The following is a 9,141-nucleotide window of genomic DNA, read 5'->3' as shown; positions in this document are numbered from 1 at the left end:
CAAAACAGCTTCCGAAGAGGAGATCAAAAAGGCTTATCGGAAGCAGGCCGTCAGATATCATCCGGACAAGAATCCGGACGATGTTGAAGCAGAGAAAAAATTTAAGGAAATCTTCTCAAGAGCAGATATATGATCAATATGCTCATGAGAGATTAAGATAGCGTCTAAAGGCGATTTACAGTCGCTTTTGATAAGCAAGTGAAGCCTCTCTTCTAAAACTTCACAGCTGCACCCAGCATCAACAAGTAGAGAAAAACGATCTGTCTTAATGTAAGTAGCATTACCACTCGAGCCAGATGCTAAGGGGCAGAAAACAACCACTACCCCTCCATCACAAAAATCTAACCTTCAGATCCAAAAAAACGCTTAATTCTGTTCCAAAAATTGGAACAACCAGGAGTCTGTTCTAAGCGAGAAAGCTCCCCGAATCTCTTAAGAAGATCCTTCTGCTCAGCTGAGAGATTTTGTGGCGTTTCGACTATTACATTCACTTTCAAATCTCCAGAACCTCTTCCTTGAAGATGTGGGAAACCTTGTCCCCTAACAAAGAATTGCTTCCCGCTTTGTGTGCCTTCTGGAATCTTTACTCGACACAATTTGGAAAAAGTAGGGATCTCTTTTTCACAGCCCATAGAAGCTTCTACAAAAGTCAATGGCAAAGTCACAAGTAGATGATCCCCCTCCCTTGAAAAAACTTCATGAGAGCGCACTTCAATTTCTACATACAAGTCGCTCCTAGGGCCTCCTCCTGAAGGTGCATCACCGAATCCAGCCACTCTCAAACGAACCCCTGAACTCACCCCAGGTGGAATGTGAAAACGAACATCTTGAGCTTCCTTAACACGACCATGACCAGAGCAAAAATTACAACTTTTTAGAATTCGTTTGCCCTCTCCACGACAATGGCCACAAGTCATAGCCATTGTAAAAAAGCCTCTTGTCTGAACCGTCTGCCCAGTTCCATTACATGCCGAACATGTACGAATATCAGATTTTGAAGCGGCACCTGTTGCATCACATTTCGCACACGGAATCCAACCACTTATTACTAAAGTCTTGCTGACTCCACGAAAAGCCTCTTCAAATGAAATAGAAACGGACACCTTCTTATCTGGATATTTTCTTTGCTGAGCATGCACCTCTCCTCCACCACCAAAGAGATCGAAAAGGGAATCGCCTCCTCCACCAAAAGCCCCCATGAAAGTCCTGAGGGCGTCTTCCATCGATGAAAAGTTGCCAAATCCAGCATCGCCAAAACCACCAGACTGAAGCCCTTCTTTGCCGTACCTGTCATACATTTGCCGTTTTTCAGGATTGCTTAGGACTTCATAGGCCTCAGAGATTTCCTTAAATTTTTTCTCTGCTTCAACATCGTCCGGATTCTTGTCCGGATGATATCTGACGGCCTGCTTCCGATAAGCCTTTTTGATCTCCTCTTCGGAAGCTGTTTTGGAAATTCCTAACAAATCGTAATAATCACTCATAGATCACAATGGTAGAACGTGTTACTCGGAAAAAGACTCCGAAACGGAGCCTATCTTTTGTATTTAAGAGCCGCCTTTGATTTCGCTCTTCTTTTTACGGAAGGTTTGTCATAGAAACGACGTGCTCGAGCACATTTCATTACACCTTCCTTATCTAATTTTTTCTTTAAGGTTCTCAGAGCCTTGTCCAAGGAATCTCCCGGGCGCAACTTGACATACGACATTCTGGATCGAATCTCCTTTACTAAAAACACAAGAAAACCAAGATAGCACACAATTTTATCCATAAGCGAATCGCAACACACGACGCAAATAGATGCATCACCACCTTGGACTCCCTACAACCCCTCACGAAAACGTGTTCAAACAGCTACCTATACCCACTAACCTCAAGTCGATCTTAAATAGGTCAAAAATAAAGTTTCAACCCCGATAAATGCTCGAGAATAACCCTTACAAGGTTGGAGCTTCAATAGTGTAATGCATTTCAAGCCCTTCATAAAGATTGCTTGGGTGCAGACCAACGGGAGATGCCTCTCGAATAAGTGCTATAGGGTCTAATTCCACCTGTTGCCAATTACTTGGTGAAAAAGGCGCGGGAAAAGAGGCGCAAATTTCAAACTGACGTTCAGAGATAATCGTTTCGATTTGTCCCCAAGAATAGACAGAAGGCTCCCCCCAACAAAGCATATCTGCATTAAAACGAATACCATGATAACGCGATCGACCTGTCATAGCAATGAGAAGATAATCTTGTGCTGACAGATTTTTTGTAAGGAGTCCTTTTAAGCTACAAACTGGAAATATAGGGATTTGCTTGCAGTAACCGAATGTTTGAGCAACAACTGAAGAGACTCGTATCCCTGTATACGATCCAGGCCCATGTCCCAAAACTATCCGGTCAACAGAACAAGATTGAATAACTTCGTGTAACTGGATTGGAAGTTGATCACACGAAGAAATGTTATGAAATACTCCTCCAGCAAGTAAGTTCTCTTCATTGCATACAGCGCAAACAAGCTGACGAGAAGAAAAATCAATGACCAGTGTAGACAAAATCCCTCCCAACGGTAAAGATCCTTCTTAGTTTAAGTAAATGATTGGGAGAACCCCATTGCAACTTAATGCTGTTTTTTTTGACATCGAAACGACCGGACTTGACTTGAATAAAGATCGGATCGTCGAAATCGCTGCGTTTTGTCCAGCAAGTGGAGAAAAGTTTACATCCTTGGTCTGCCCAGGGCAACAGATTCCTTCTGATGCGTCTGCAATTCACGGCATCTATGACCACATGGTGGCAGAAGCACCTTCTTTTGATAAAATTGGATCTGACTTCTTAAAATTTTGTAGCATGGAAGGTACGCCAGTCTTGATTGCTCATAATGGTAAACAGTTTGATATTCCATTCATAGAAAACGAACTCAAGCGTTTTGATCTAGATTTGCCAAAACATTGGCTAACTGTTGACACTTTACAATGGGCAAGAAAATACCGATCTGACCTACCTCGTCATTCTCTACAATTTTTAAGAGAGACATTTGGAATTCCTAACAATCAGGCCCATAGAGCTATGGATGACGTTTTAACTCTATTTGAAGTCTTTTCTGATCTAGTAGGTGATTTACCTCTTGAGATAATACTGAAAAAATTAGATGAGCCAGACGTTGCAGATAGAGTATCAAAAGGCATTATGCCTTTTGGAAAACATCATGGTAAACCACTACAAGAAATTCCTTCATCATATCTGAAGTGGCTTAATGAAAGCGGAGCTCTTGAGAAGACACAAAATCAATGGTTAAAAGAAGAATTAAAAACTTTGAAGCTAATATAAGAAATTCTACATGCGAACTTCTTTTGATAGATTTTGGTCATTTTCTACTTAGAGAACTTGGATATTCAGTAGAAACAAAAAAGGCATATGTTAGTGACACAAGACAATTCTTATCTTTTTCTAAGGTTTGTTCACCTGTTGAAGTAACTCAAGAGCATTTGCTTAAATTTCTTAAACAAATACAAAACAATCTTCGCCCTTCTTCCATTAAAAGAAAGATCGAATCTCTTAGATCATTTTGGAATTTTTTAAAGACAGAATGTATTTGGCCCTCTCATACAAGATCTCCCCCTGATCTTATTTCCACACCTGTTTTTCGTGATCGTTTACCAAAATCCATTCCATTAGAAGATGCTATGGCACTATTAAATGCATGCAATGGAATGTCGTTTTTCTCTTTAAGAGATCGTATTCTCATACATCTTCTCTATGGACACGGTCTACGAGTATCTGAAGCGTGCCAGTTAAATCTAGATGCTATTCAAGGAGACGTTCTACGTGTATATGGGAAAGGCAAAAAAGAACGTTTAGTTCCTCTTCAAGAATCATTTAATAAAGACTTAATTCTATATTTAGAGAAAAGAAAAGATCACAAACCGTCGACTGATTCTTTACTTTTGAATAAAAGAAAAAGAAGAATGACCAGAGAACAAGCATGGAAACGTATTAGAGATCTATCTGCTATGGTTTGTTCTAAAACAATCTCTCCACACAGCCTAAGACACAGTTTTGCAACGCATCTTCTCATTAATGGAGCCAATATTCGTGTAATCCAAGAATTACTGGGACATGCAGACATATCCACAACAGAACGTTATACACATACTGTTTTAGATCAAATTCAAAATTCATTCGACTCTCTCCACCCTGATCCAAATGGTCTACTTTCTTAAAAAGAAACCAACAAGTCATGGAAGATGGATTGCAAATAACGTAGGAGCTGATTATGGCAATAACTTACACATGGATTTCACTACAACAAAACAGCTCACTCGTCCGAAGAGAAAGCCATAAAAGTATGAATTCGGATTCATGTAATGTACTTGTGTATATGTCATGCAGATATCTTATACAATTTACTAAAATTCAACTATTCTAAAAAAACACCGGAACCTCTTTAATGATCGAGCTTCAGTATTACAATCAGTGTAAACAGCATGTATGCATGTTGTAGAAAAATGTTCTCTTGTTGTCCAATAAGGCCTGCGCACAAGTTTTTCTTACAAACAAATGCAATTATTTCTTTCTTAAAAGATATGTTTTTGAAAGTGCTGTATCAGAGATTTTACCTTTACGAAAGGCAATGACCAAGCATATTAAATATATATTCCTTCATTTAATAAATATTTCAAATTATATTTATTGCTGTTTTGCTTGCTTTGTCTGATTGGATGCATGAAAAAGCTGTACTCAACTATTTCAAAGCTACTATGGCCTAAATCACTTACTCAAAATAATCTGCAAACTATTCAACAAAATATAGACAAGCTTCAACAGCAAATAAATGAGCTTAATAAAATAAACATCGCTTCTAGTGGATTGAAACAGGACATAGCGAGCATTAATAAAAAAATAAAAAAACTTGAAAGAGCAAATAATACAGCAATTCAATCAGGACGAGCCCTGGATGGAAGATTGCAAATAATGTATGAGCTGATTATGGCAGAGCTTACACAAAGAGTTGAATCAATACAGCAGACACGGGAAGTAGCAGAGATACATCGTGAGTGAATTCAAGTTGCAATTGCTTAACTATATTAGTGACATCTTCGTATATGTTATTTGTATATATAGCATTCGATTGACGAATGGTATAATATGAATGATCCAGAACAACAAAATAGATCTCTTTCCAAAAAGAGAAGTCGTAAATTCTCGTGTGTACGTTATGACACCTATTCTTTAATAAGTTCCGATCTATTGGGAAAACACCAGAGCCTTTGTCGAACTTTCGTATTACAAACAGTGAAATATCATGTATGCATGTTGTAGAAAAATATTCTCTTATTGTCCAATAGGGCCTCTATACAGGCCTTTTTTACAAACAAACAAATGCAATTATTTTTTTCTTAAAAGGCATGTTTTTGAACGTGCTGTATCAGAGACTTCACATTTACTAAGAGCAACACCTGAGCATATTAAATATAACATTCCTCCATTTGGTAAAAGTTTAAATTACATTTATTTATTCTTTGCTATTTCGTTTTTCTTATTTTGTTTAATTTGGTGTATGAAAAAACTGTATCCAATCATTTTAAAATGCCTATATCCTGAACAACCACCTCCACCTTCACCTCCGTCAAAGACCAAACCCAAGACATTGCCTCCAGTTAGTCCAGATAAAGAGTTAAAACCTATTGATTTGTCTGGCGCAGAAGAAATTCGCAGAAGCATGAAAGATGAAGTCGCACGAAGCATAAAGAACATGTGCAAAGAACTTCATGGACAAATTACATCTGGCCTTGCTAAAGATTTGCAAAAAATTCATCAAAATATAGATAAGAAAATTAATAATCTTGTGAAGCAAATCGAAAGTCTTAAAAGTCAGTTAGAAACCGTTACTAGCAATATGAGTGGCGATGTAGCAAGCATCAATGGGAAAATAAAAGATCTCGAAGATGCATTACAAGAAAGCAAAACAAAATCATTTAAAAAACTGAAAAAAAGTGAACAAGCCAGTCTGCTTGATAGTCAACGCGAGTTAGAGGCTAGATTAGCTGCTAGAGTCATTAGCTTAGAACAAGCTCTGGAGACCAGGTTGCAAAATTTGCAAGAATCTCTTCTAGAAGAACTTAACCTAAGACTTAGATCAAGCCGTGCGGCCGAAAGTAGTAAAGGCACATCAAAACGTCAAGACAAATCATAATTTGTGATTATATGTTAAATCGTCTCAATTATCTTCATGAAATCTGAATCTATATTATTTACACATATCGCATCGTAAGATATTCATATTCGCAACATACAATGTTCTATTTTAAAGCCATAAATTCCTCTCTTTAACGAAAGACTACACTACTATCCTTTTTCACAAGCAGAATCAATAAAATACTTGAGAGTAACGTGCGAGCCTTTTTTCAAAAAAACTTCTTTAAGAATCCAATAATATATGGACAGACACAGAACACCACGTTTACGCCAATAAAAACATTTTTCAGACTGACTATGATAATTCGGAGAGGTTTCAACCTCCCATTTGGAGCAAAATCTACTCTTCAAGGCATGAATTCATCTTCTTTTCTTTCAGTAAAGTCTATCGATTTTCAAAGAAAAATTAAGTGTATTTGTCTGATACTTTTAATTGTACTTTTTCTCTTACTCTTATTTAGAGTACTGAAGAAGGCCATCGCACGAATAACAAAATATTTCTTCACCAAAGTAGATGAACAAGCTCAAATCATTGAACAAAAATTACGAGAGCAAATGAATTCAAGGCTTGATGAGATTGACAGAAATCTACGAGCCAAAATTGATGAACTGAACAGTGAAATTGATAAGAAATTTCATAATTCATATGAGATTATATCTTCGATATCAGAAAGGATTGGCCGACTTGAAATAGAAATGCAAAACACAATCTATGAACACCTCCACATTATCAATGATGAGCTGAAATACGACTTTTCATACGGACTTAATAGCATGGCTGACTATCTGCTAAACGAAATGAGAATAAGATTGAGGGAAATTCATAGTGACCTTCTAGAGAGGGCATATCAAGGTCTTAGGTTAATTGAAAATGATTTACAACGTGAAATGGAATTTTCATTGAGTAGTATGTTTGATAATTTAATGGACAGGAGTGCTACACAAGGGCAAACGCCACATACAGAGTCATCACCAGAAGAAGATGAATCACAAAGAGAAACTGAAGCATCATCGCCTGATACAACTCAGCGTGAAGGAACAGATTAACAAAGCAAATGGGTAAGAAGATGATATATATACATTTTAAAATATTAACTCGCAAAGCCAGAGCATAACAAATATCAATCTGGCTCGCCAAGAAAGCGTCATGTGACCTCATTCCAAGCCTTCCCATTCATGTATAGTCTAAAGTCCACAACTAGCAAACAAACGGTTTTGTGCATTATGGCTCGTTCGATAGATCGATTGTTTTGCTTATCGCATTCCAGATTAGAATTTAATTTGATATGTTCTAATCGGTATTTTGTTATCTATACAAACTATATCGAAATTAGTCCTCTGAGCATTAGAAGGCATGCAAAAGATACATTTGGGGATTATGAGCCATGCAAAGCGTGGATTAAATCAATATAATTTATTTTCATATGAATTTGAAAACATCGCATATTTCATATCGTTATTTAAGTCGTTTTGCAAAGTAAAGTTGTTATAGAAAATAAGCAGAATTTCCCACGCAAAGCCTTCACTAGCATTGAAAATGCTCTGTACGTTACAATCCGCGCGCCATGAGAAAATTCTTCGAATGAATACACATAAAATTTCATTCGATGAATGAGCAATAATGGATGCACCTCAGCAAATAGATTGCAAGGTCGTTTCCAAGCCCGCTTTTCAATCACTAGGTAGCAGAGCGATATGAACACTTTTTTTCGAATGTTTTCCTTTGGGAATGCGATAAGTCCTGGATTTAGAGCCTCTATCCCCCTTGCCCCAGCGAAGAAGGTATACCCTATAATTGCGTTGACCGGGAAACATGCGGCGACATTACCATCTAAATTCGCTCCATCTAAACTAGCTACCTTGGCCACAGAATCGGTTTCATCATCAAAGTCAGTGCCGAGTTCTGTTAGACTTGCAAGTATGAATGCGGCTTCTTTAACCAAAGAGTCTTGTTTTTCGTTTTCACAAATCTTCAAGGGCCTTTTCTTATTCATTCTACTAGCACTATTTTTGTTTTGTATATTTAACTGCTTAAAAAGACTTTGCTTATTCGTGATTGATTCTTTCTCAGACAAACTCGAAGAAAAAAGCGAAGAAATTGAGAAAAAGGTGCAAGAGCGCGTAGATGTTAAAATGGACGATGTAGATGATAAGATGGATGAAGTAAATGATGCATTGAGCAGCATGAGCAAAGTCAAAAAATCTTGCGAAAGTAGCATTGCCAAACTCGAAAAACTAGAAAGAAGGCTTGAAGAAAAGATAGATAAGAAACTTGACAAAACTAAAGGAGATCTTGAAAAGGCACTTGCGTTAGCAATCGAACAAATGCCATCACGAACTAAAAAATCATCGCCAACTGCTAAGCCATCTCTTGAGCCTTCAACATCAGCGGCTCCTACACCAGTAGCTGATACGGCGCCAGCGGCTCCTACTCCTCCTAAGAAAGAAGCAACGACCTTGCCCGGACCTAAGCCATCTTCCAAACCTGAAAAAACTACACCTGGAGATCCTGCTTCTGAGACGTCGCCTGCAGTGAAACAAGATCCTAAAGAGCAAGGGAAAGATGAAAAAGACGGAGGGAAGAAGAGGCGTTGGTTTTCAAGGAAAAAATGACCTATTCAAATGAATAGGGACTCTTTCAGATTTCCAGCCTTCTTCTTTGTGACTGTTCGAGCATAACACGTTGATGATCGCTTTCAAGTGCGTATTCAGTTTTTTGTTTTGGTTTTTCGGTACATGAATCGTCTGTTCTTGGCTCTTTATTTTTTTGAAGATCCTCTTGAAGGTCTACATCTTCTCTTTTTAATATCTTTATAAAAAAGAAAATTGCATTCATGTACTTACATATACACAAAAGAAAAGCTACAATCATAATCGCCAGAAAAATATATTTGGAACTTCTTCTAAAAGTGAGATGAAAAAAGTCTTTTGTGAATGGCGCCTTGAAGGTTAACGTAG

12 protein-coding genes and 1 pseudogene are annotated in these 9,141 nt (G+C 37.7%); 7 read left to right on the top strand and 6 right to left on the bottom strand.

The features are described from left to right. A pseudogene (locus GCCT14_RS05630) lies at positions 1-112 on the top strand (DnaJ domain-containing protein); the annotation flags it as partial. Here the strand turns inward: GCCT14_RS05630 and GCCT14_RS05625 are convergent. The 4 genes from GCCT14_RS05625 to GCCT14_RS02640 all read right to left on the bottom strand — a co-directional run bounded on the left by GCCT14_RS05625 (position 58) and on the right by GCCT14_RS02640 (position 2,540). Continuing rightward, complete coding sequence (locus tag GCCT14_RS05625; RefSeq protein WP_108624127.1) at positions 58-321, bottom strand: MBL fold metallo-hydrolase; 264 nt, start codon at positions 319-321, stop codon at positions 58-60. The pseudogene GCCT14_RS05630 and the gene GCCT14_RS05625 overlap by 55 nt on opposite strands. Before the next feature lie 20 nt (positions 322-341). Beyond that, positions 342-1,484: a molecular chaperone DnaJ gene (dnaJ, locus tag GCCT14_RS02650; protein ID WP_108624126.1), complete on the bottom strand. Its 1,143-nt coding sequence runs from the start codon at positions 1,482-1,484 to the stop codon at positions 342-344. Positions 1,485-1,534: 50 nt separating this feature from the next. After that, positions 1,535-1,708, bottom strand: coding sequence for a 30S ribosomal protein S21 (gene rpsU, locus GCCT14_RS02645; protein WP_108624128.1), 174 nt, complete (start codon positions 1,706-1,708; stop codon positions 1,535-1,537). Between the two features lie 229 nt (positions 1,709-1,937). After that, on the bottom strand, positions 1,938-2,540 hold the full coding sequence (locus GCCT14_RS02640) for a hypothetical protein (protein WP_157952521.1): 603 nt from the start codon (positions 2,538-2,540) through the stop codon (positions 1,938-1,940). A gap of 58 nt (positions 2,541-2,598) precedes the next feature. Between GCCT14_RS02640 and GCCT14_RS02635 the strand changes: the two genes are divergently transcribed. The 5 genes from GCCT14_RS02635 (at position 2,599) to GCCT14_RS02615 (ending at position 7,230) form a co-directional block, all read left to right on the top strand. Further along, positions 2,599-3,315 carry a putative quorum-sensing-regulated virulence factor gene (locus GCCT14_RS02635; protein ID WP_239978359.1) on the top strand — a complete coding sequence of 239 codons (717 nt, stop codon included), beginning with the start codon at positions 2,599-2,601 and terminating at the stop codon, positions 3,313-3,315. Continuing rightward, entirely contained in the window at positions 3,276-4,208 is a 933-nt protein-coding gene (locus tag GCCT14_RS02630; protein ID WP_108624123.1) for a tyrosine-type recombinase/integrase, read from the top strand. Before GCCT14_RS02635 ends, GCCT14_RS02630 begins: the two co-directional genes overlap by 40 nt. A 502-nt stretch (positions 4,209-4,710) precedes the next feature. Further along, on the top strand, positions 4,711-5,046 hold the full coding sequence (locus tag GCCT14_RS02625; protein WP_108624122.1) for a hypothetical protein: 336 nt from the start codon (positions 4,711-4,713) through the stop codon (positions 5,044-5,046). A gap of 244 nt (positions 5,047-5,290) precedes the next feature. After that, positions 5,291-6,181 (top strand): hypothetical protein, encoded by an 891-nt coding sequence (locus tag GCCT14_RS02620; RefSeq protein WP_108624121.1) that lies wholly within the window; start codon positions 5,291-5,293, stop codon positions 6,179-6,181. A gap of 299 nt (positions 6,182-6,480) precedes the next feature. Then, positions 6,481-7,230: a hypothetical protein gene (locus tag GCCT14_RS02615; protein WP_108624120.1), complete on the top strand. Its 750-nt coding sequence runs from the start codon at positions 6,481-6,483 to the stop codon at positions 7,228-7,230. 413 nt (positions 7,231-7,643) lie between these two features. Here the strand turns inward: GCCT14_RS02615 and GCCT14_RS02610 are convergent, their stop codons facing one another. Next, positions 7,644-8,177 carry a hypothetical protein gene (locus tag GCCT14_RS02610; RefSeq protein ID WP_204592936.1) on the bottom strand — a complete coding sequence of 178 codons (534 nt, stop codon included), beginning with the start codon at positions 8,175-8,177 and terminating at the stop codon, positions 7,644-7,646. A gap of 58 nt (positions 8,178-8,235) precedes the next feature. Between GCCT14_RS02610 and GCCT14_RS02605 the strand changes: the two genes are divergently transcribed. Further along, a complete protein-coding gene (locus tag GCCT14_RS02605) occupies positions 8,236-8,796 on the top strand; it encodes a hypothetical protein (RefSeq protein ID WP_108624118.1) in 561 nt (186 codons plus the stop codon). Between the two features lie 25 nt (positions 8,797-8,821). On the opposite strand, the gene GCCT14_RS05440 is transcribed toward GCCT14_RS02605, so the two are convergent. Beyond that, positions 8,822-9,141: hypothetical protein (locus GCCT14_RS05440; protein ID WP_204592935.1), on the bottom strand; the 320-nt coding region annotated here is incomplete at its 5' end.

It is taken from the genome of Candidatus Similichlamydia epinepheli (assembly GCF_003056015.1).
Note: the sequence above shows the minus strand (reverse complement) of the source record. Positions and strands in the feature narration are given on the sequence as shown.